This is a genomic window from Pseudomonas lundensis, from assembly GCF_002269125.1.
Classification (GTDB): domain Bacteria; phylum Pseudomonadota; class Gammaproteobacteria; order Pseudomonadales; family Pseudomonadaceae; genus Aquipseudomonas; species Aquipseudomonas lundensis_A.
Genome location: NZ_NQKI01000002.1, coordinates 267,505 through 286,954, shown reverse-complemented (window position 1 = coordinate 286,954; position 19,450 = coordinate 267,505). Strand labels below are relative to the sequence as shown.

Here is a 19,450-nt window from a genome sequence, read left to right as displayed (position 1 = left end):
TGTAACATCAACCACTTGCGCTTTCGATCTCTCGTCAGCGGGAGGCGAATTCTACAGCGTTACACGCTGCTGTCAACACCTCATTTCCTGCTTCGATGACTTGAAGCTGACACTTTCGAAATCGTTTAACTCTTTGAATCTCAAGGAGTTTTCCGTTTCGACTGCGCCGGAAGTGGGGCGAATTATAGGCCGATGGAATTCTGAGTCAAGCCCGAATTTCATATTTCTGTCATACCACCTAAAAGGCCTGCAAACGAAGAAGCCAGCCTGGCGGCTGGCTTCTCCTTTTCAAACAACGAATGCGTCAGAGGCTAGGAAATGCAAACTGCGACGCTTCATGGCTCGCACGCTGCGGCCAGCGCTGGGTAATGGCTTTTCGACGCGTGTAAAAGCGCACACCGTCAGGCCCATAAGCATGCAGATCGCCAAACAGCGAGCGCTTCCAACCACCGAAGCTGTGATAAGCCACAGGAACAGGCAGCGGAACGTTAACCCCTACCATGCCTACTTCAATCTCATCACAGAACAAACGCGCAGCCTCGCCATCGCGAGTGAAGATGCACGTACCGTTGCCATACTCATGCTCGTTGATCAGTTGCATCGCCGCTTCCAGACTATTTACACGCACGATGCACAGAACCGGCCCAAAAATCTCTTCCTTATAGATGCGCATCTCTGGCGTAACGTGATCGAACAAGCATCCGCCCAGGAAGAACCCGTCTTCATGACCCTTTACACTCAAGCCTCGCCCATCAACCACCAGCTTGGCTCCTGCCGCCACACCGTCAGCCACATACCCACTGACCTTGTCACGCGCTTGCCCCGAGACCAAAGGTCCCATATCGAGGCCGCAAGAAGTCCCTGCGCCAATTTTCAGCGCCTCGATTTGCGGCACCAACTTGGCCACCAAGGCATCCGCCACCTGATCCCCAACGCACACGGCCACCGAAATCGCCATGCAACGTTCGCCACACGAGCCATAAGCAGCTCCCATCAACGCACTCACGGCATTATCCAGATCGGCATCAGGCATCAGTACCGCATGGTTCTTCGCGCCGCCTAACGCCTGAACACGCTTGCCGCGTCTTGTCCCTTCGGCATAGATGTATTCGGCAATCGGCGTCGAGCCGACAAAGCTCAGGGCTTTCACTTCTGGCGCTTCAATCAGGGCGTCTACGGCAGCTTTGTCGCCATGCACCACACTCAAGACGCCTTTAGGCAGACCCGCTTCCTGAAGCAACTGCGCAATCAACAAGGTCGAACTTGGATCGCGTTCCGAAGGTTTAAGGATGAAACAGTTACCGCACACAATGGCCAACGGGTACATCCACAACGGAACCATGGCCGGGAAGTTGAAAGGCGTTATCCCCGCCACAACCCCGATCGGCTGAAAGTCAGACCATGCATCAATGTTCGGGCCTACGTTGCGGCTGTACTCGCCCTTCAGGATCTCCGGCGCCGAGCACGCGTATTCGACGTTCTCAATCCCGCGTTTGAGCTCACCTGCCGCATCCTCCAGCGTCTTGCCATGCTCTTCGCTGATCAACTGAGAAATGCGGGCTTCGTTCTGCTCTAGCAGCTGCTTGAAACGGAACATCACCTGGGCACGTTTGGCTGGAGGCGTATTACGCCAGGCGGGGAAAGCCGCCTTTGCCGTATCGATTGCCTGTTGAATCGTCTCGCGGCTGGCCAAAGGAACCTGATGAATCACCTGCCCGGTCGACGGGTTGTACACATCAGCCGTACGGCCGGAATCACTTACCAGCTCACCATTGATCAAATGTTGAATCGTGCTCATTGCCACTCCAAAACAGGTCTGCAGACGCACACATTACGCGCACGTCGAAAGCCAAAAATGTCTCTTCTATATAGAAGGGATCAGTCGATCTGATTCAACGCCTCTCCCACTGCATCGAACAAGCGATCCAGATCCTGAGGTTTGCTATTGAAAGTCGGGCCAAACTGCAGCGTGTCACCGCCGAAACGAACGTAGAACCCGGCCTTCCACAGCTTCATCGCGGCATCGAAAGGACGCACAATCACATCGCCATCGCGTGGAGCAATCTGGATCGCACCAGCCAGACCGTAGTTACGGATATCGATGACGTTCTTCACGCCTTTCAAACCATGCAACGCATTCTCGAAATGCGGTGCAACCTCAGCGACGCTCTGGACCAGATGTTCTTTTTGCAGCAAGTCCAGCGCGGCAAGCCCTGCTGCACACGCCACCGGGTGGGCGGAATAGGTATAGCCGTGCGGGAATTCGACGGCGTACTCCGGCGTCGGCTGATTCATGAATGTCTGATAAATCTCGGTAGAGGCAATCACAGCCCCCATTGGAATCGCACCGTTAGTGACCTGCTTGGCGATACACATCAAGTCCGGCGTCACACCGAAACTGTCGGCTCCAAACATTGAGCCTGTGCGACCAAACCCGGTAATAACCTCATCGAATACCAGCAGGATGTTGTGCTGATCACAGATTTCACGCAGGCGTTTCAGATATCCCTGAGGCGGAACCAGCACCCCGGCAGACCCTGCCATCGGCTCGACAAACACCGCGGCGATATTTGAAGCGTCATGCAGCTCGATCAACTTGAGCAGTTCGTCCGCCAGCGCGATACCACCCAACTCTGGCATACCGCGTGAAAAGGCATTGCTCGCCAGCAAGGTGTGCGGGAGATGGTCGACATCCGCCATGGCCTGACCAAACAACTTACGATTGCCGTTCACGCCCCCCAGACTAGTGCCCGCAATGTTCACCCCGTGATAACCGCGTGCCCGACCAATCATTTTGGTTTTGGTCGATTGGCCTTTCAGCCGCCAGTACGCACGCACCATTTTCACAGCGGTATCCGCACACTCCGAGCCGGAATCGGTGAAGAACACATGGTTCAAGTTACCGGGCGTCAACTCGGTAATTTTCTCGGCCAGCTGAAACGACAAGGGATGGCCATATTGAAAGGCTGGCGAGTAATCCAGCGTGCCGAGCTGCTTGGCCACGGCTTCCTGAATCTCTGTGCGTGTATGGCCTGCACCACATGTCCACAGACCTGACAATGAGTCATAAATTTGCCGACCTTTATCATCCGTCAGATAACTGCCCTTGGCGCCGATGATAAAACGCGGATCACGATGAAAATTACGATTGGCGGTGTAGGGCATCCAGTGCGCATCCAGCTTTAGCTGGCTGGCTACGTTTAACTCGGCGTTTTCAGGCATGTTCATCAGCAAAACCTCGCAAGACAGAGTGCAGTGTCGGGTCAAAATCGTGGTTGCAGCTAAATTGCCACGCCTATAAAGTCGATGAAATCCAACTCTTCTAACCTTCAGTTAGGCGTTTACTAAACTATGAGCAGCCGTCGTTCCGATGCCTTGGCGCAAGTCAGCGACTTCGATATTCGCTTGTTGCGCATCTTTCGCAGTGTGGTGGAGTGCGGCGGTTTTTCTGCAGCAGAAACAGTCCTCGGCATTGGCCGGTCTGCGATCAGCCAGCAAATGAGTGATCTGGAGCAGCGCCTGGGCTTGCGCCTATGCCAACGCGGACGCGCGGGGTTTTCCCTGACGGAAGAAGGTCGCGAGGTCTACCAGTCAGCGTTGCAATTACTTGGCGCGTTAGAGAGCTTTCGCACAGAGGTCAACGGCCTGCATCAACACTTGCGCGGTGAGCTGACCATCGGCCTTACGGACAACCTCGTCACCCTCCCCCATATGCGCATCACCCACGCATTGGCTCAACTCAAAGAACGCGGGCCCGACGTTCAAATTCAGATCCGCATGATTTCGCCCAATGAAGTTGAACAAGGTGTGCTCGACGGACGTCTGCACGTGGGCGTTGTGCCTCAGGCCAGTGCGTTATCCGGTCTGGAATATCAACCGCTGTATAGCGAACGGTCGCTGCTTTACTGTGCTGTCGGTCACCCACTGTTTTATGTCGATGACGTCCAGCTACAAGACGACCGCCTCAACGATCAGGACGCCATTGCGCCGACTTTTCGTCTGCCCTCAGAGATTCAGGCGCATTATCAGGCACTCAAGTGCTCCGCCAGCGCCTCAGACCGCGAAGGCATGGCGTTCCTGATTCTGACCGGACGCTACATAGGCTACCTGCCTGACCATTACGCCAGTTTGTGGGTGCAACAAGGTCGTCTGCGTGCGCTCAAACCCGAATCGCGTTTTTATGATTTGAGCCTGGCCTCGGTCACCCGCAAAGGCCGCCGCCCTCACCTGGTCCTTGAAAGTTTCCTTGAGAGCCTTGAATCGACACGCTAACGTTCACTTCTCCTCAGCCCCGCCGCGGAGCCTCCACGCCTCGCGCACAGCCCGGAACCGATATGCCTTCAACCCTGACCGGTCCATGCGAGCACCGCGAAGAAATCCGCAAGAGCCGCTTCATCACCTATGCCGCGCCCATCACCAGTGCTCAAGAGGCCTACGACTTTATTGAGCGGCACAGCGACCTCAACGCGTCCCATAACTGTTGGGCCTGGAAGCTGGGCGATCAGTACCGCAGCAGCGATGACGGCGAACCCGGCGGCACAGCTGGACGCCCCATTCTGTCGGCCATTGAAGCGCAAGATTGCGATCACGTTGTGGTGCTGGTGACTCGCTGGTATGGCGGCATTCAACTGGGCACGGGGGGTTTGGCACGTGCTTATGGGGGTGGCGCCAACAAATGCCTGCAAACGGCCGAAAAGTCACCGCTTATCACCCGGGTCGCACTTGAGTGCGCTTGCAGCTTCAGTGAATTGGCACTGGTCAAATTGCGCGTGTCAGAACTCAACGGCGTGCTGAGCAACGAAACCTTCACCGCCAACGGGGTGGAGTTATGCCTGGAAGTCTGCGACGCGCATATTCCTGTCTTGCAAGCGCAACTGGCCGACCTCAGTCGTGGCCGCATTATGTTGATCCGCAAGCCGATCCACGTTGAAGGCTGACAGGCTTTGTTCCCACCTAAACAGTTGCCCACTACCACTGTGCACCCGACTGTGGATAACCTGAGCACACACGGCTACAGCCCTTATCGGGCGTGGCCTGCATCACTTTGTACGTTTTTTGATCGACACCCACTTCTGAAAAGGAAAAACGCTGTGCAAACAGCGCGTTAACCTGACTTATACCGCTTCGGACCATCGCCACTCGTACTTATAGCCGGCCGCCCGGGTTGCGCACAGATCCTGTGGAGCAACCTGTGGATAACCCGTGCAAACCCAACCTGAGCGCACATTCTGTAACGGGCGCTCAGGTTTGTATATTTTTTAACCAAACTGTACGGCTGGGCAGTGGCTGGCTGAAGGAGTAAAACCGTGTTCGGTGATCCTCATTTACCTTTCATAGGACGCGACTCATGACAGCTAAAAACGCACTTATCATTGGCGCCTCACGCGGACTGGGTCTGGGCCTGGTCGAGCAACTCATCAAAGATGGGTGGAACGTCACCGCCACGGTGCGTAACCCTGACAACGTGGAAAAGCTTAAAGCACTGGGCAAGGCCAGCATTGAACAACTGGATCTGGACAACGTTGAGGCCATCCGGGCCTTGAGCCAAAAACTGGACACCGAAGTATATGACCTGGTGTTTGTGAACGCTGGCATCAAGGGCCCGGACGATCAAGCGTCGGGGCGCGCCAGCCTGACCGACATCGGCCAATTGTTCCTGACCAACAGCGTAGCGCCGATCACCCTGGCACAAGCCTTTGTCAGCAAAATACGTAAAGGCAGTGGGGTTTTGGCGTTTATGAGTTCCGGGCTCGGCAGTATTAAATCGCCTGACGCGCCTGAACTTGCCCTCTACAAAGCCAGCAAGGCCGCACTCAACTCCATGACGAATACGTTCATCAGTCAACTGGGTGAAGACCGGCCTACCGTACTGACCCTGCACCCGGGGTGGGTAAAGACCGACATGGGCGGTGAAGGCGCCGATATAGATGTTGAAACCAGTACCCGTGGGCTGGTTGAACAAGTGAAGGCATATGCAGGGAAAGGCGGGCATTACTTTATCGACTACAAAGGTCAGACGATTCCCTGGTAAGCAGAACAGAGGGCGGCGCGTTCAAGCCGCCCTTTGCCTCAAAGCCCCAATAGCGACAGCATGATGAACGTCGCAAACAGCACAAAATGCGTCATGCCTTCGATCGCATTGGTCTCGCCGTCATTCAAGTTGATGGCACTCACGACCAACGTGATCAACACCATCACCGTTTGCACGGGCGTCATGGCCATCTGGAACGGCTGGCCGGTGTACAGCGCCATGGCCTCCATCACGGGCACCGTCAAGATAACAGTGGACAGCGAAGCCCCGAGCGCCACATTCACCACCGACTGCATGCGATTGGCCAATGCTGCACGCAGGGCCGTCAAGATTTCTGGCGCCGCCGAGATCGCGGCCACCACAATCGCGGTAATCACGGGCGGTGCGCCCGTCCCTTCCAGCCCCAGGTCGAGCGCCTTGGACATCACCTCGGCCAAGGCGCCGATCACGATAATGCCAAACACCAAAACCCCGACCGACAGTTTCAGGTTCGCGGGTTCCCCTTCTGGCGCACGTTTACGGCCCTTTTTTTCGGGGTAGCTGTAACTGAAAAAGTAACTGTGCGGCCCGACCTGCATGCGCAAGAACAGGGTGTACAGCAACACCATCGCGCCAATCGTGAAGGCCGAATAAATTTTCCAATCAGCCTTGGGGATGAATTCCGGCACCACCATCGACACGCCCATGGCCGTCAGAATCATCACACTGTAAGTGCGCGCCGAATCGTCGTTGTAGGACTGTTCACCGTGCTTGATCCCGCCCATCAGTGCTGCCAGGCCCAGAATCCCGTTGATATCCAACATCACGGCTGAATAGATCGTATCCCGCACCAACGTTGGAGATGCTTCATTGCTCATCATGATCGCAAGGATGACGACCTCAACAAGAACGGCTGACAGTGTCAGGATCATCGTTCCGTAAGGGTCACCGAACTTTTCAGCCAGCACTTCAGCGTGATGGGCCACGCGCATGGATGCACACACAATGGCTGCAATCAGTACCCCACCAGCCACCAGCGCTGTCACTTGCCCGTTATGCAGCAGCCAGGGCTCCAGCGGGAAGGCAGCGCACGCCAGGACAATTGCCAGTAGCAGGAGTTTTTCATCTTTTAAGAAAGTCAGCATCGCGAGCCTTTTGCCTGAGAACCAATACACGTCGTTGGGTTACAGACTGCCGCAACTCGCTAACGTTTCGTTACATCTTAGTTCACTGAATGCACAACTCCGCGCTTGCGCACCTCACCAATGACAAAGATGTGGCAAATAGCTTGGTCGGGTTTTACCAAATATGTCGGCCCGGGCCTGTAGAATGCCGCCATCTGCACGTGATTTGATGAGAAAAACTGATATGTATGACTGGCTAAACGCCCTGCCAAAAGCGGAACTGCACCTGCACCTTGAAGGATCTCTGGAACCTGAACTGCTGTTCGCTCTGGCTGAACGCAACAAGATCGCCCTGCCGTGGAACGACGTCGAAACCCTGCGCAAAGCGTACGCTTTCAACAATCTGCAAGAGTTTCTCGACCTGTATTACCGGGGCGCGGACGTGTTGCGCACCTCGCAGGACTTCTACGACCTGACCTGGGCGTACCTGTTGCGCTGCAAAGAGCAGAACGTCATTCACACGGAACCGTTCTTCGACCCGCAAACCCATACCGACCGGGGCGTGCCGTTTGAAGTCGTGCTTAACGGCATTGCCGCTGCACTCAAGGACGGCGAACAGCAATTGGGCATCACCAGTGGTTTGATCCTCAGCTTCCTGCGCCACTTGAGCGAAGAAGAAGCCGAAAAAACCCTCGATCAGGCCTTGCCGTTCCGCGATGCATTTATCGCCGTGGGCCTGGACAGCTCCGAAATGGGACACCCGCCCAGCAAATTTGTGCGCGTATTTGATCGTGCTCGCGCCGAAGGCTTCCTGACAGTGGCCCACGCTGGCGAAGAAGGTCCGCCGGAGTACATCTGGCAAGCCCTCGACCTGCTGAAAATTGAGCGGATCGACCATGGCGTACGCGCCATTGAAGATGAGCGTTTAATGCAGCGCATTATCGACGAGCAAATTCCGCTCACCGTGTGCCCGCTGTCCAACACCAAATTGTGCGTGTTTGATCACATGTCTCAGCACAACATCCTCGACATGCTGGAACGCGGCGTGAAAGTCACCGTGAACTCCGATGACCCGGCCTACTTCGGCGGGTACATGACCGAGAACTTCCACGCCTTGCACACGCATTTGGGCATGACCGAAGATCAGGCCAAGCGCTTGGCGCAAAACGGTCTGGATGCGCGTTTGGTCAAGCCGTAACGCCTTGTCCGTGATCGCTGCCGTCGCGTGCGGCGGCGATTACGGGTACCGAGCCAGTTCTGCACAACGCTCGCCAAGCATGTCCCGTAATAATTTCACCGGTTTGCTCAACTGTGCCCGGTGAGCACACAACATGTTCAGCGGTGCCCGCTCGCCCACCAGCTCTGGCATCAGCACGATGAGCCTTCCCGCTCGCACATCCGCCGACACGTCCAGCCAGGATTTATAAGCAATTCCCGCCCCGGCCAATGCCCACAAACGCACCACATCCGCATCATCGCTGAAACGGTCCCCGCTCACTGTCAGGCCTGACTCACGCTTGCCATCATGAAATCGCCAGTGGTCGTGTACGCGTGTGCCGAGCATATACAGCAGGCAATTGTGTTGCAGCAGTTGTTCGAGTTGATGCGGCTCGCCAGCACGCGCCAGATAAGCGGGCGACGCGCATAACACCCGGCGATTGTCCGCCGCCACCGGCAAGGCAACCAAACTGGAATCCTCCGGCTCGCCATAGCGCAAAGCGATGTCCACCGGCTGACGAAACAGATCGGCAATGCGGTCCCCCAGCAGTAGCCGAACCGTAAGTTGCGGGTGCTCACGCTGAAAGGCATCAAGCCATGGCAACAGGACGTTTCGGCCAAAGTCTGAAGGCGCCGAGAGCTGCAAAACCCCACTGACCTGATCCTGCCCGCGGGACAAGAGTCGCCTTCCTTCATCCAGACTGCTCAACGCCTTACGGGCATACTCCAGAAAACCCTGCCCCTCAGCTGTCAAACGCAGGCTGCGGGTCGAACGCGCCAGCAAACGCGAGCCCAACTGAGCCTCAAGCCGTTTGAGTGCCGCACTCGCCACTGCTGGCGACATGTCCATCACCCGCGCCGCCGCGGACAGGCTGCCCAGATCGGCAGCGCGCACAAACACTTGCAGGTCATCAAAGCGCAGCATGGTGGATAAACCCGCCTATTATCAAAAATATATTGAAAGAGCCTGCCGTTTTAGCCGGTTTTACAACGGCAGGAAATAGCGAATCATCGCCCCACGTTTTCTCCCTCTTCAGGATGCGCCCTATGAAAGCTGTCGGTTATTACCATTCTTTGCCCATTGAAGATCCGCAGGCCCTGCAAGATATTGAACTGCCGGAACCGGTCGCCGGGCCGCGAGACCTGCTGGTGGAAGTCAACGCCATTTCCGTGAACCCGGTCGATACCAAAGTGCGGCAAAACGCACAGCCCGACCCAGGCACTGCCAAGGTTCTGGGGTGGGACGTGGCCGGTGTGGTCAAGGCCGTGGGCAGTGATGTGAGTCTGTTCAAGGTCGGCGACAAGGTGTTTTATGCCGGTTCCATCGCCCGCGCCGGTGCCAACAGTGAGCGTCACGTGGTCGACGAACGCATCGTCGGCCATATGCCAAAAAGCCTGGGCTTCGCAGAAGCCGCTGCACTGCCTTTAACGGCCATCACTGCGTGGGAACTGTTGTTTGACCGCCTCGGCATCGCACAAGGCAAGACTGACCTTCACCAACGCCTGTTGATTGTGGGTGCGGCGGGCGGCGTAGGGTCGATCCTGACCCAACTGGCCAGTCAGCTCACCGGGCTCAAGGTCATCGGCAGCGCTTCGCGTCCGGAAACCCAAGCCTGGGTGCGCGAACTGGGCGCCGATGTGATCGTCGATCATCGCCAGCCCCTGAGCGAAGCGTTGCTGCAGGCCGGTATCGACGCCGTAACTCACGTCGCCAGCCTGACCCAAACCGATCAACATCTGGCGCAACTGGTCGAGGCATTGGCGCCGCAGGGCAAACTGGCCCTGATCGACGACCCCAAGGCGCTGGACATCTCACTGCTTAAACGCAAGAGCCTGTCGTTGCATTGGGAGTTCATGTACACCCGCTCGTTGTTCGAAACCCCGGACATGATTGAACAGCATCACTTGCTGAACCGGGTCGCGGAACTGATCGACGCTGGCACCCTGCGCACCACCGTGGGCGAACATTTCGGCACCATCAACGCGAACAACCTGCGTCGCGCCCACACGCTGCTGGAAAGCGGCAAGTCCAAGGGCAAGATTGTACTGGAAGGATTTTGAGAGGCAGGTGACGGGACTGGACCGGCCATTTTGTAACCGTCAGTCAGAGACTTGATGCCCGTCATATTTCTCAGCGTTATCGGGCATACACTGGCCTCCTTTGCGAACCTGAGGAGGCCAGAAATGAAAATCCTGATAAAAGCGTTAGCAAGATCCCGCGACTGCCAGTGGCAGGTTCAAATCGACCAACAAGCGATCAATTTTCGCAGCGAGTCCGAGGCCAGAGCCTTTGTGGATACGCTGCGTACACGTTTGCAAGCCCCGCACAGATTGCCTGAACGAATGGCTGGCTAAATCAAATCGACGTTTGAGCGGCAATCCGCGCGGTGTACAGCCGCCGGGTTGCCAGCGCAATCGACACCGCCAAAATCCCGCACAAGCTGATGACCATGGCCATCGGCATGGCGCTGCCATCGTGTAAAACCCCCACCAGCCATGCCGCAGCCGCCGCCACGCTGAACTGCAGGCAACCGAGCAATGCCGAAGCGCTTCCCGCCCGTGCGCCCTGCCCGCTCATGGCGCAGGCCGAGGCATTGGGAATGATGCAACCCAGGCTGGCGATGCAGATAAACAGCGGGATCAACAGCGGCCACAGTTGCGCCGTGTGCAAGGCGCTGACGCCCAACAGAGTCAACCCGGCGGCCAGGTACACCCACACCATGCGCGACAGCAAAAAGGCAGGGCCACGCTTGGCCAGTAACCGCGCGTTGATTTGTGCCACAAGAATGAAGCCCGCCGCATTGCTGCCGAACAGCCAACCGTAGTGCTCGGCCGGGACGCCATACAACTTGATGAACACAAACGGCGAGCCCGCGATATAGGCGAACATCCCGGCCATGGCAATCCCGCCGGTCAGCGCATGCCCCAGGTATTCACGGTCCTTGAGCAACCGGCCGTATTGGCGCAACGCGCCGGACAACGGCTGACGCGGCACATTGGCCGGTAAACTTTCCGGCAGGCCCAGCGCCACGGCGAGCGCTGCCAGGGCACTGAAACCCGTCAGGACAATGAAAATCGCCTGCCAGCCGTACACATTCACCAGCAGGCCGCCGAGCATGGGAGCAAGGATCGGCGCCAGCCCCATGACCAGCATCAGTTGCGAAAACACCTTGGCTGAGCCCACTGCATCGCACTTGTCACTGACAATCGCCCGCGACAGCACCATCCCTGCACAACCGCCAAGGGCCTGGACAAAGCGCGCCCCGATCAGCCAATCCAGCGAGGGCGCAAAGGCACAGGCAAAAGACGCCGCAGTGAACAGCCCGACGCCCACCAACAAAGGCACGCGCCGCCCAAACCGATCCGCAATGGGGCCGTAGACCAACTGGCCGATGGACAAGCCCAGAAAGTAAACCGCCAGAGTGAGTTGAATGTGTTTTTCATCGGTCGCGAATGCTTGAGCCATCGCCGGGAAACCCGGTAAGTAAAAATCGATGGCCAAGGGACCGAAGGCGCTCAAGGCACCGAGAATCAAAATGGTTCTAAAGTTCATCAGGGATCCAGGTCGGACGAGTGTCAGCGCGACCCGGTAGTCTAGCTGTGCTGACGGATCTTGAACATAAAGATAGCGAGCTAGCTAATAAACATCGTGACCCCATGGCCTCCTCTGTTGCCGAGCAGCAACGTGCAGCTGCGATTGGCAACAGAAAATGCCAGGTGTGTTAATGCTGAGCGCTCATGGAACGCGCTTCAAACCCTGCATTGGTGATCGCGTCGATGATATCCAGCTTGGGCAATTTGCTATCCACTGTGACGGTTTTCTTCGCCAGATCCACTTCAACTTTGGCGTCCTTGTCCACCCCGTGGACCGCCCGTGTTACCGAGTTCGCGCAACCGCCACAGGTCATACCGGAAACGTTAAGTACGTGCATTGTGTTCACTCCTTGGTGAGAGAGGTTCAAAGTGTCCACCTTGCCATGATGGCAAGGTCAAGCCCTGGTGCAGAGACACGATACTGGCAATCTGTTTCGCGGTCGGCCAAGCTGCAAACTTTCCGATTAGAAAACAGGATACGTAGCCATGCGCTGGTCCGCTTTGAGCCTAGTCAGCCTTTTAGGTCTTGCCAGCTTGCCGTTGTGGGCAAACGCTGATCAGGACTACGGTGTTTTGATCATTTCCCGCGAGCGCCTTGAAGTGCCCACCAATTGTGAAATCGGCCTCTATATAGATGACCAACTGGCGGGCCGCTTGTTTCAGGAACAAGCCACGTCCTTCAACCTCCCGCCCGGGCGTATCAACCTGCGCCTCAAGTCATTGCCGGGCCAGGCCCCGGGTTGTCTGCCGGGCATGCTGGCCCTGCCGTCTCAAACCATCACCTTGAAAGCGGGCGATGTGCGCAAATATCGCATTGCAATGCGAGCGAGCGGCCCTTACCTCACGCCTGCCCAGCTCGAATATTAAGCACCGCCCAGAAGACGGCCGCCACAATCAACAAGCGCCTTGACCTTCCCATCGGGTCAAGGTCGATTCTAGGGATAGATAACTTCTTGAGGAGGATTGTTCGTGCCCATTCAATACGACTTGCCGATCGCCGGCATGACCTGCGCCAGTTGCGCTGGCCGCGTAGAAAAAGCACTGGCCAACGTGCCGGGGGTGACATCGGTCAGCGTCAATCTGGCCACCGAACAGGCGCGTGTCGAGGCGCCTGCCGACAGCTTGCCGCTGCTGGTTGAAGCCGTTGCCCGAGCTGGCTACAGCGTGCCCAGCCAAACGGTGGAACTGACCATCGGCGGCATGACCTGCGCTTCCTGTGCTGGCCGGGTCGAGAAAGCGCTGGCTAAAGTTCCCGGGGTGAAAAACGTCAGCGTCAACCTGGCCAGTGAACGGGCGCATATTGAATCGCTGGGGCATGTCGACCCTGCCGAGTTGATTAAAGCTGTGACGACGGCGGGCTACAGCGCCCACCTCACAGAAAACGTACACGCTACACAAGACGATCAACACCAACGCCTGCGCCGTGAGCGCTGGTCACTGGTGGCGGCCATCGTGTTGGCATTGCCGTTGGTGTTACCGATGCTGGTCGAGCCGTTCGGTCTGCACTGGATGCTACCTGCCTGGGCGCAGTTTCTGCTGGCCACGCCTGTGCAGTTCATCCTGGGCGCACGTTTTTATGTCGCCGCCTGGAAAGCCGTCAAAGCCGGTGCGGGCAACATGGACTTGCTCGTCGCGCTCGGCACCAGCGCCGGTTACGGCCTGAGCCTGTATGAATGGGCCATCGCCGCCCCCGGCAGCATGCCGCACCTGTACTTCGAAGCCTCAGCCGTAGTGATCGCACTGGTGCTGCTGGGCAAATACCTTGAGAGTCGCGCCAAACGCCAGACCGCCAGCGCCATCCGGGCGCTTGAGGCCTTACGTCCCGAACGCGCCCTGCGGGTGGTCGACGGGCAGGAACAGGATGTAGCCATCAGCGACCTGCGCCTCAACGACCTGGTGCTGGTCAAACCCGGCGAACGCTTCCCGGTGGACGGCGAAGTGGTCGAAGGTCAAAGCCATGCCGACGAAGCGCTAATCAGCGGCGAAAGCCTGCCCGTGCCAAAACAGCCGGGGGATAAAGTCACCGGCGGCGCCATCAACGGTGAAGGCCGTTTGGTGATCAAAACCCTGGCGCTGGGCACTGAAACCGTGTTGGCGCGCATTATTCGCCTGGTTGAAGACGCGCAGGCGGGCAAGGCACCGATTCAAAAGCTGGTGGATAAAGTCAGTCAGATTTTTGTCCCCGTGGTACTGCTGATTGCGCTGGCGACGCTACTCGGTTGGTGGTTCTACGGCGCGCCGATTGAGACCGCGCTGATCAACGCCGTGGCGGTGCTGGTGATCGCGTGCCCGTGCGCGCTCGGTCTGGCCACCCCGACCGCGATCATGGCCGGCACCGGCGTCGCCGCGCGGCATGGCATTTTGATCAAAGACGCCGAAGCCCTTGAGCGCGCCCATGAAGTCAGCGCTGTGGTCTTCGACAAAACCGGCACGCTGACCTCCGGCACCCCGCAAATCGCCCACTTAAGCGCCATCGACGGTGATGAAGCGCAACTGCTGCAAGCTGCCGGAGCGCTGCAACGCGGCAGCGAGCACCCGCTGGCCAACGCCGTACTCGATGCCTGCGCAGCGCGTCAGCTGACAGTGCCCGATGTCACGGACAGCCAGTCGCTGACGGGCAGAGGCATTGCAGGCACCTTGCTGGACCGTCGTCTGGCGCTGGGCAACCGTCGCTTGCTGGACGAATCCGGCCTCGCTCCCGGCCCGCTGGCCGACGCCGCCGCGGCCTGGGAGGCTGAAGGCCGTACCTTGTCCTGGCTGATCGAGCAAAGCCCGCAGCCCAAAGTATTGGGCCTGTTCGCCTTTGGCGACACGTTAAAGCCGGGGGCACTGTCTGCCGTGCAACAACTCACCGAACGCCATATCAGCAGCCATTTACTGACCGGCGACAATAAAGGCAGTGCCAGGGTGGTAGCCGAGGCGCTGGGTATTCAGGACGTTCACGCCGAAGTTCTGCCCGCCGACAAAGCCGCTACGGTGTCTGCGTTGAAAAAGACCGGCGTGGTCGCCATGGTGGGTGATGGCATCAACGACGCTCCGGCCCTCGCGGCCGCCGATATCGGCATTGCCATGGGCGGCGGTACAGACGTGGCCATGCACGCAGCCGGTATCACCTTGATGCGCGGCGACCCGCGGCTGGTGCCCGCCGCGCTGGACATCAGCCGCAAAACCTACGCCAAAATCCGTCAAAACCTGTTTTGGGCGTTTATCTACAACGTGATCGGCATTCCGCTGGCGGCTTTTGGCTTTTTGAACCCGGTACTGGCCGGGGCAGCGATGGCTTTTTCCAGCGTCAGTGTGGTCAGCAACGCGTTGTTGCTGAAGTTCTGGAAACCCAAGGACCTTGAGTAGGAGACAGTCGTCATGAACATCGGTCAAGCCGCCAGGCACAGTGGATTGAGCGCCAAGATGATTCGCTATTACGAATCCATCGGCCTGCTCAAGCCCGCCCATCGCAGTGACAGCGGCTACCGGCTGTACAGTGACGACGACCTGCACACCCTGGCCTTCATCAAGCGTTCGCGGGATTTGGGATTTTCACTGGAAGAAGTGGGCAAGCTGCTGGCCCTCTGGCAAGACCGCCAACGTGCCAGCAGCGATGTGAAAGCGCTGGCGCGTCAACACATCGATGAGCTGAACCAAAAGATCGTCGAACTGACCAGCCTGCGCGACACCCTGCAAGAGTTGATCGATACCTGCCAGGGTGACCATCGCCCCGACTGCCCGATCCTCAAGGGCCTGGCGTCGGGGCGTTGTTGCGCGTAGACAGGGGCGTTTGTCAAAGGTTGAACATCAGCACTTTGGCGAACATCAGCACACTGACGAGCGCACACAACACGGCAAACCCTTGTTGCAGCAACTGAGCGGAGACGTGGGGCGAAATCACCCGACCCGCGATCATTCCGACCAGTGTCGCGACAATAAACAGCACGCCGTCGGTAGACAGGCTCACGCCCTGACGCATCAAGTTGCCCAGGGTGCCGAGTGACACCAACGCCACCACCATCAGCGAGGTGGACACCACCGCATGAATGCGCACATCACTGAACTTGCGAAACGCAGGCACGATCAAGAACCCCCCGCCCACGCTCAACAGCCCCGTTAGCAACCCCGAGGTGGCGCCGATCGATACCAGTGTGAGGCTACAACGCGCATTCCACGTCAGGCGCCCGGTGGCAGGATTGAGCATGCAGTTTTTTTCCAGCACCCCTTCACTCGCCCCTTCCCGACCATCGGCGCGGGCCTGTAAAAACATGCGCCCGGCCACAAAAATCATCACGCAGCCAAACAGCAGCACCAGCACGTTAGCCGGCAACAACGTGGCCAGGTACAACCCCACCGGTGAGGTAATGGAGCCGACCAATGCCATGAGCGCGGCCGCTTTATAGCGCACTAACCCTTTACGCAGGCCGTCGAGCGCACCCAATGCCGCAGCAGTGCCTACCGCCAGCAACGCCACAGGCGTGGCTTGCGCCAGCGACCAACCCAACCCGAGCGTTAAAGCCGGAATCGCCAGAATGCCGCCCCCGGCACCGGTCAACCCCAGCACCACGCCCACCAACAGGCCAAACAGAATGGTCAACATACCTGGCTCAGCTTCCCGAGCAGTCGGTAAACCACTCGCGCCCCTTGAGCATCCCTTGCCAGTAGAACCACGGCAGGAATGACGCCTTGAGCCACCACGCCGACTGACGGGCCACGGTCGGGTCAAGCGGGAAAGTGGGCAGCAGTTTGCCCCCATAGCCGAACTCGGCGAGGATCACTTTGCCTTTCTCAACTGTCAGCGGGCAGGAACCGTAACCGTCATAACGCAGGGGCAACGCAGCCCCCTTGCGCAAGGCAATGAGATTCTCAGCCACTACCACGACTTGCTTGCGCACCGCCGCGGCGGTTTTGGCATTTGGCGTGCCGCACACATCGCCCAAGGCAAAGATCTCGGCGTGACGCGGGTGTTGCAAGGTGGCCGGGTCGGTTTCGAACCAGCCCGCACTGTCAGCCAAGGGGCTGCGACGAATCACATCCGGGGCCTGCTGCGGCGGGACGACATGCAGCATGTCGAAAGTTTTCTGTTGACGGGTCACGTTGCCGTTCGCGTCAGTGACCTCAAACCATGCTGTTTTATTAGGACCGTCGACCTTCACCAGTGTGGACTGAAACGCCAGCGTCGCGTTGTAGGCTTCAACGTATTTCATCAGCGCAGGTACAAAGGCCGATACGCCGAACAACGCCGCACCCGCCAGGTTGAATTCAACCGCAATCGCGTCCAGCACGCCCTGCTTGCGCCAGTGGTCACAGGCCAGGTACATGGCTTTTTGCGGAGCACCCGCACACTTGATCGGCATGGGCGGCTGGGTAAACAACGCCTTGCCGCCGCGTAACGTGCGCACCAGCTCCCAGGTATACGGCGCGAGGTCATAACGGTAGTTGGAGGTCACGCCATGCTGGCCCAGCGTGTCTTCAAGTCCCTCAATTTTCTCCCAGGCCAGTTCAAGCCCCGGGCACACAATCAGTTGCTGATAGGCCAACTCATTGCCATCACTGAGCAGCACCACGTGACGTTCGGGAGCAAATGCGGACAGCGACGCCTTGATCCATGTGGCGCCCTTGGGCATCACGTCAGCCGTTGGGCGCACGGTGTTTTTTAGGTCATACGCGCCGCCACCCACCAGCGTCCACGCCGGCTGGTAGTAATGCTCGGCGCTGGGCTCAACCACGGCGATGCGCAACGCTGCATCCCGTTTTAGCAAACTCGCGCACACTGAAATTCCGGCCGAACCGCCACCAATCACCACCACGTCATAGGAGGCCGCACTGCGGGCACCTCGGGTCGCCAGTTCATACAGTTTCGAAGAGCGATTGCCGGTGCGGCAAAACGCCAGAACGGGCGTCGGCAGTTGCGCGAGCAAAGCGCGCATCTGTTCGACGTCCTGCGCCGTCGCCCCGGTGGTGGCCACTGGCACATACGCAAAACTCAAACCCAGGGCCTGCGCTGCGTCACGGAGTGCCGTGTGTTCGGGTTGTTCGGAGCCGCCTTCATGATCAGGCCGGTTGCAGATCACACTGCGAAACCCCTGCCCCGCTAACGTTTGGAGATCAGACTGACCGATTTGACCCGTCACCGAAAAGCACGCGTCGATTCGCTTGATGTTTTGCTCCATTGAGCACTCCAGGCACAACAAAAATGAATGGATCGGGTCCCGCTACGCCTTACTGCTTAAGCGCTTGACCACAGTACAACCCCGACAGGGTTTGCATGACCGAGACCACTTCGAAACTGGCGAGTGAATAGAAGATGAACTTGCCCATGCGCCGGGTATTGACCAATCCTTCGTCGCGCAACACACCCAACTGCTGAGACAGCGTGGGCTGCCGAATGCCGGTCAGCCCTTCAAGCTCGCCCACGTTGCGTTCGCCCTGTGTCAATTGGCACAACAGCAGCAGGCGATCTTCGTTGGCCAGCGCCTTGAGCAGCATGCAGGCTTTGGACGCTGAATCGCGCAGCAGACCTATTTCGTGGTGGGTGAGCTGTCCAGACATTAAAAATTCTCTGCCGATATAACGGTCGACAGTTTACGATTCAATAATATATGTTTCAATATATTATGAATTGTATCGAATGATGTGAGGCCGCCATGCACCCCGAAATACAGGGCTTTTACGATCCCGCTACGTCCACTGTCAGCTACGTGGTCTACGCAGCTATAAATGGCCCCTGCGCGATCATCGACCCGGTGCTCGATTACGACGCCGCTGCCGGGCGTATCAGCACCCGGAGCGCGGACCGGATTGCGGCATTTGTTGAAGCCCGAGGCCTGACCGTGCAATGGCTGCTGGAAACCCATGCCCATGCCGATCACCTGTCGGCCAGTGCTTACCTGAAGAAAAAACTCGGCGGCCAGATTGGTATCGGAGCGCCCATCACCCGCGTGCAGGGTGTGTTCCGCGACCTCTACAACCTTGAGCCTGAATTCCGGCAGGACGGCTCGCAATTCGACAAATTGTTTACCCCTGACGAGGTGTTTCACATCGGCCCGCTCGAAGTGCGCGCCCTGCACGTGCCCGGGCACACCCCGGCGGACATGGCATACCAGATCGAGGGCAGCCATGTGTTTGTCGGTGACACGTTGTTCATGCCCGACGTGGGCACCGCGCGTTGCGACTTCCCCGGTGGCGACGCCAAGCAGCTGTATCACTCGATAAAACGCCTGTTGGCGATGCCACCGCACACCCGGCTGTACATGTGCCACGACTACCCGCCCGAGGGCCGCGACGTGGCCTGGACCACCACCGTGGGCGAACAGCGGGCGCACAATATTCATGTCAATGACAGCATCGACCTTGAAGGGTTTGTGGCAATGCGCACCTCCCGTGACGCCACCTTGTCTGTGCCGCAGCTGTTAATCCCGGCGATCCAGATCAACATCCGCGCGGGTAACCTGCCGCCTGCGGATGACCAGGGCGTGCACAACCTGAAAGTCCCGCTGAACCGCTTCTAAGCCAGGGT

Annotated in this window: 19 protein-coding genes; 10 read left to right on the top strand and 9 right to left on the bottom strand. The window is 58.2% G+C overall.

Features of this window, described 5'->3' with window-relative positions; all coding sequences use genetic code 11:
• Window positions 1-304: 304 nt before the first annotated feature.
• Both CJF39_RS02930 and CJF39_RS02925 read right to left on the bottom strand, forming a co-directional pair.
• The gene (locus tag CJF39_RS02930; protein WP_094992093.1) at window positions 305-1,798 is read right to left on the bottom strand and encodes a CoA-acylating methylmalonate-semialdehyde dehydrogenase; all 1,494 of its coding nucleotides are present in this window, start codon (window positions 1,796-1,798) and stop codon (window positions 305-307) included.
• An 80-nt stretch (window positions 1,799-1,878) separates the two neighbouring features.
• Window positions 1,879-3,228: an aspartate aminotransferase family protein gene (locus CJF39_RS02925; RefSeq protein WP_094992092.1), complete on the bottom strand. Its 1,350-nt coding sequence runs from the start codon at window positions 3,226-3,228 to the stop codon at window positions 1,879-1,881.
• Between the two features lie 123 nt (window positions 3,229-3,351).
• Between CJF39_RS02925 and CJF39_RS02920 the strand changes: the two genes are divergently transcribed.
• From CJF39_RS02920 to CJF39_RS02910, 3 genes are all read left to right on the top strand, one after another.
• Window positions 3,352-4,272: a LysR family transcriptional regulator gene (locus CJF39_RS02920; protein ID WP_094992091.1), complete on the top strand. Its 921-nt coding sequence runs from the start codon at window positions 3,352-3,354 to the stop codon at window positions 4,270-4,272.
• 62 nt (window positions 4,273-4,334) lie between these two features.
• Window positions 4,335-4,937, top strand: a complete 603-nt coding sequence (locus CJF39_RS02915) for an IMPACT family protein (protein ID WP_094992090.1) — start codon at window positions 4,335-4,337, stop codon at window positions 4,935-4,937.
• A 410-nt stretch (window positions 4,938-5,347) separates the two neighbouring features.
• Window positions 5,348-6,031, top strand: a complete 684-nt coding sequence (locus CJF39_RS02910; protein ID WP_094992089.1) for an SDR family oxidoreductase — start codon at window positions 5,348-5,350, stop codon at window positions 6,029-6,031.
• 38 nt (window positions 6,032-6,069) lie between these two features.
• Here the strand turns inward: CJF39_RS02910 and CJF39_RS02905 are convergent, their stop codons facing one another.
• Window positions 6,070-7,155, bottom strand: coding sequence for a calcium:proton antiporter (locus CJF39_RS02905; RefSeq protein ID WP_094992088.1), 1,086 nt, complete (start codon window positions 7,153-7,155; stop codon window positions 6,070-6,072).
• 223 nt (window positions 7,156-7,378) lie between these two features.
• On the opposite strand from CJF39_RS02905, the gene CJF39_RS02900 reads away from it, so the two are divergent.
• Entirely contained in the window at window positions 7,379-8,332 is a 954-nt protein-coding gene (locus tag CJF39_RS02900; RefSeq protein ID WP_094992087.1) for an adenosine deaminase, read from the top strand.
• Window positions 8,333-8,371: 39 nt separating this feature from the next.
• On the opposite strand, the gene CJF39_RS02895 is transcribed toward CJF39_RS02900, so the two are convergent.
• Entirely contained in the window at window positions 8,372-9,277 is a 906-nt protein-coding gene (locus CJF39_RS02895; RefSeq protein ID WP_094992086.1) for a LysR family transcriptional regulator, read from the bottom strand.
• Window positions 9,278-9,399: 122 nt separating this feature from the next.
• Here CJF39_RS02895 and CJF39_RS02890 point away from each other — a divergent pair, with 122 nt between their 5' ends.
• Both CJF39_RS02890 and CJF39_RS22945 read left to right on the top strand, forming a co-directional pair.
• Window positions 9,400-10,413 (top strand): zinc-binding alcohol dehydrogenase family protein, encoded by a 1,014-nt coding sequence (locus CJF39_RS02890; protein WP_094992085.1) that lies wholly within the window; start codon window positions 9,400-9,402, stop codon window positions 10,411-10,413.
• Between the two features lie 123 nt (window positions 10,414-10,536).
• A complete protein-coding gene (locus CJF39_RS22945; RefSeq protein WP_162841622.1) occupies window positions 10,537-10,707 on the top strand; it encodes a hypothetical protein in 171 nt (56 codons plus the stop codon).
• A 1-nt stretch (window position 10,708) separates the two neighbouring features.
• On the opposite strand, the gene CJF39_RS02885 is transcribed toward CJF39_RS22945, so the two are convergent.
• Together CJF39_RS02885 and CJF39_RS02880 are read right to left on the bottom strand one after the other, a co-directional pair.
• Entirely contained in the window at window positions 10,709-11,905 is a 1,197-nt protein-coding gene (locus CJF39_RS02885; RefSeq protein WP_094992084.1) for a multidrug effflux MFS transporter, read from the bottom strand.
• A gap of 169 nt (window positions 11,906-12,074) precedes the next feature.
• Entirely contained in the window at window positions 12,075-12,284 is a 210-nt protein-coding gene (locus CJF39_RS02880; protein ID WP_094992083.1) for a heavy-metal-associated domain-containing protein, read from the bottom strand.
• A gap of 148 nt (window positions 12,285-12,432) precedes the next feature.
• Between CJF39_RS02880 and CJF39_RS02875 the strand changes: the two genes are divergently transcribed.
• From CJF39_RS02875 to cueR, 3 genes are all read left to right on the top strand, one after another.
• On the top strand, window positions 12,433-12,813 hold the full coding sequence (locus CJF39_RS02875; protein WP_094992082.1) for a hypothetical protein: 381 nt from the start codon (window positions 12,433-12,435) through the stop codon (window positions 12,811-12,813).
• A gap of 102 nt (window positions 12,814-12,915) precedes the next feature.
• On the top strand, window positions 12,916-15,297 hold the full coding sequence (locus CJF39_RS02870) for a heavy metal translocating P-type ATPase (RefSeq protein WP_094992081.1): 2,382 nt from the start codon (window positions 12,916-12,918) through the stop codon (window positions 15,295-15,297).
• Window positions 15,298-15,309: 12 nt separating this feature from the next.
• Window positions 15,310-15,711: a Cu(I)-responsive transcriptional regulator gene (cueR, locus tag CJF39_RS02865; protein WP_094992080.1), complete on the top strand. Its 402-nt coding sequence runs from the start codon at window positions 15,310-15,312 to the stop codon at window positions 15,709-15,711.
• A 13-nt stretch (window positions 15,712-15,724) separates the two neighbouring features.
• Here the strand turns inward: cueR and CJF39_RS02860 are convergent, their stop codons facing one another.
• Genes CJF39_RS02860 through CJF39_RS02850 form a run of 3 tightly spaced genes read right to left on the bottom strand, consistent with a single transcriptional unit; the run spans window position 15,725 to window position 18,483 of the window.
• A complete protein-coding gene (locus tag CJF39_RS02860) occupies window positions 15,725-16,531 on the bottom strand; it encodes a sulfite exporter TauE/SafE family protein (protein ID WP_094992079.1) in 807 nt (268 codons plus the stop codon).
• Between the two features lie 7 nt (window positions 16,532-16,538).
• Window positions 16,539-18,104, bottom strand: a complete 1,566-nt coding sequence (locus tag CJF39_RS02855) for a bifunctional protein tyrosine phosphatase family protein/NAD(P)/FAD-dependent oxidoreductase (RefSeq protein ID WP_094992078.1) — start codon at window positions 18,102-18,104, stop codon at window positions 16,539-16,541.
• Between the two features lie 49 nt (window positions 18,105-18,153).
• Window positions 18,154-18,483, bottom strand: coding sequence for an ArsR/SmtB family transcription factor (locus tag CJF39_RS02850; protein ID WP_094992077.1), 330 nt, complete (start codon window positions 18,481-18,483; stop codon window positions 18,154-18,156).
• 95 nt (window positions 18,484-18,578) lie between these two features.
• Between CJF39_RS02850 and CJF39_RS02845 the strand changes: the two genes are divergently transcribed.
• Window positions 18,579-19,442, top strand: a complete 864-nt coding sequence (locus CJF39_RS02845) for an MBL fold metallo-hydrolase (protein WP_094992076.1) — start codon at window positions 18,579-18,581, stop codon at window positions 19,440-19,442.
• The last annotated feature ends 8 nt before the right edge of the window (window positions 19,443-19,450 follow it).

Bases quoted from the DNA above. Each gene is read 5' to 3' on its own strand.
- CJF39_RS02930 (WP_094992093.1), bottom strand. From the start codon at position 1,798: ATGAGCACGATTCAACATTTGATCAATGGTGAGCTGGTAAGTGATTCC.
- CJF39_RS02925 (WP_094992092.1), bottom strand. From the start codon at position 3,228: ATGAACATGCCTGAAAACGCCGAGTTAAACGTAGCCAGCCAGCTAAAG.
- CJF39_RS02920 (WP_094992091.1), top strand. From the start codon at position 3,352: ATGAGCAGCCGTCGTTCCGATGCCTTGGCGCAAGTCAGCGACTTCGAT.
- CJF39_RS02915 (WP_094992090.1), top strand. From the start codon at position 4,335: ATGCCTTCAACCCTGACCGGTCCATGCGAGCACCGCGAAGAAATCCGC.
- CJF39_RS02910 (WP_094992089.1), top strand. From the start codon at position 5,348: ATGACAGCTAAAAACGCACTTATCATTGGCGCCTCACGCGGACTGGGT.
- CJF39_RS02905 (WP_094992088.1), bottom strand. From the start codon at position 7,155: ATGCTGACTTTCTTAAAAGATGAAAAACTCCTGCTACTGGCAATTGTC.
- CJF39_RS02900 (WP_094992087.1), top strand. From the start codon at position 7,379: ATGTATGACTGGCTAAACGCCCTGCCAAAAGCGGAACTGCACCTGCAC.
- CJF39_RS02895 (WP_094992086.1), bottom strand. From the start codon at position 9,277: ATGCTGCGCTTTGATGACCTGCAAGTGTTTGTGCGCGCTGCCGATCTG.
- CJF39_RS02890 (WP_094992085.1), top strand. From the start codon at position 9,400: ATGAAAGCTGTCGGTTATTACCATTCTTTGCCCATTGAAGATCCGCAG.
- CJF39_RS22945 (WP_162841622.1), top strand. From the start codon at position 10,537: ATGAAAATCCTGATAAAAGCGTTAGCAAGATCCCGCGACTGCCAGTGG.
- CJF39_RS02885 (WP_094992084.1), bottom strand. From the start codon at position 11,905: ATGAACTTTAGAACCATTTTGATTCTCGGTGCCTTGAGCGCCTTCGGT.
- CJF39_RS02880 (WP_094992083.1), bottom strand. From the start codon at position 12,284: ATGCACGTACTTAACGTTTCCGGTATGACCTGTGGCGGTTGCGCGAAC.
- CJF39_RS02875 (WP_094992082.1), top strand. From the start codon at position 12,433: ATGCGCTGGTCCGCTTTGAGCCTAGTCAGCCTTTTAGGTCTTGCCAGC.
- cueR (WP_094992080.1), top strand. From the start codon at position 15,310: ATGAACATCGGTCAAGCCGCCAGGCACAGTGGATTGAGCGCCAAGATG.
- CJF39_RS02860 (WP_094992079.1), bottom strand. From the start codon at position 16,531: ATGTTGACCATTCTGTTTGGCCTGTTGGTGGGCGTGGTGCTGGGGTTG.
- CJF39_RS02855 (WP_094992078.1), bottom strand. From the start codon at position 18,104: ATGGAGCAAAACATCAAGCGAATCGACGCGTGCTTTTCGGTGACGGGT.
- CJF39_RS02850 (WP_094992077.1), bottom strand. From the start codon at position 18,483: ATGTCTGGACAGCTCACCCACCACGAAATAGGTCTGCTGCGCGATTCA.
- CJF39_RS02845 (WP_094992076.1), top strand. From the start codon at position 18,579: ATGCACCCCGAAATACAGGGCTTTTACGATCCCGCTACGTCCACTGTC.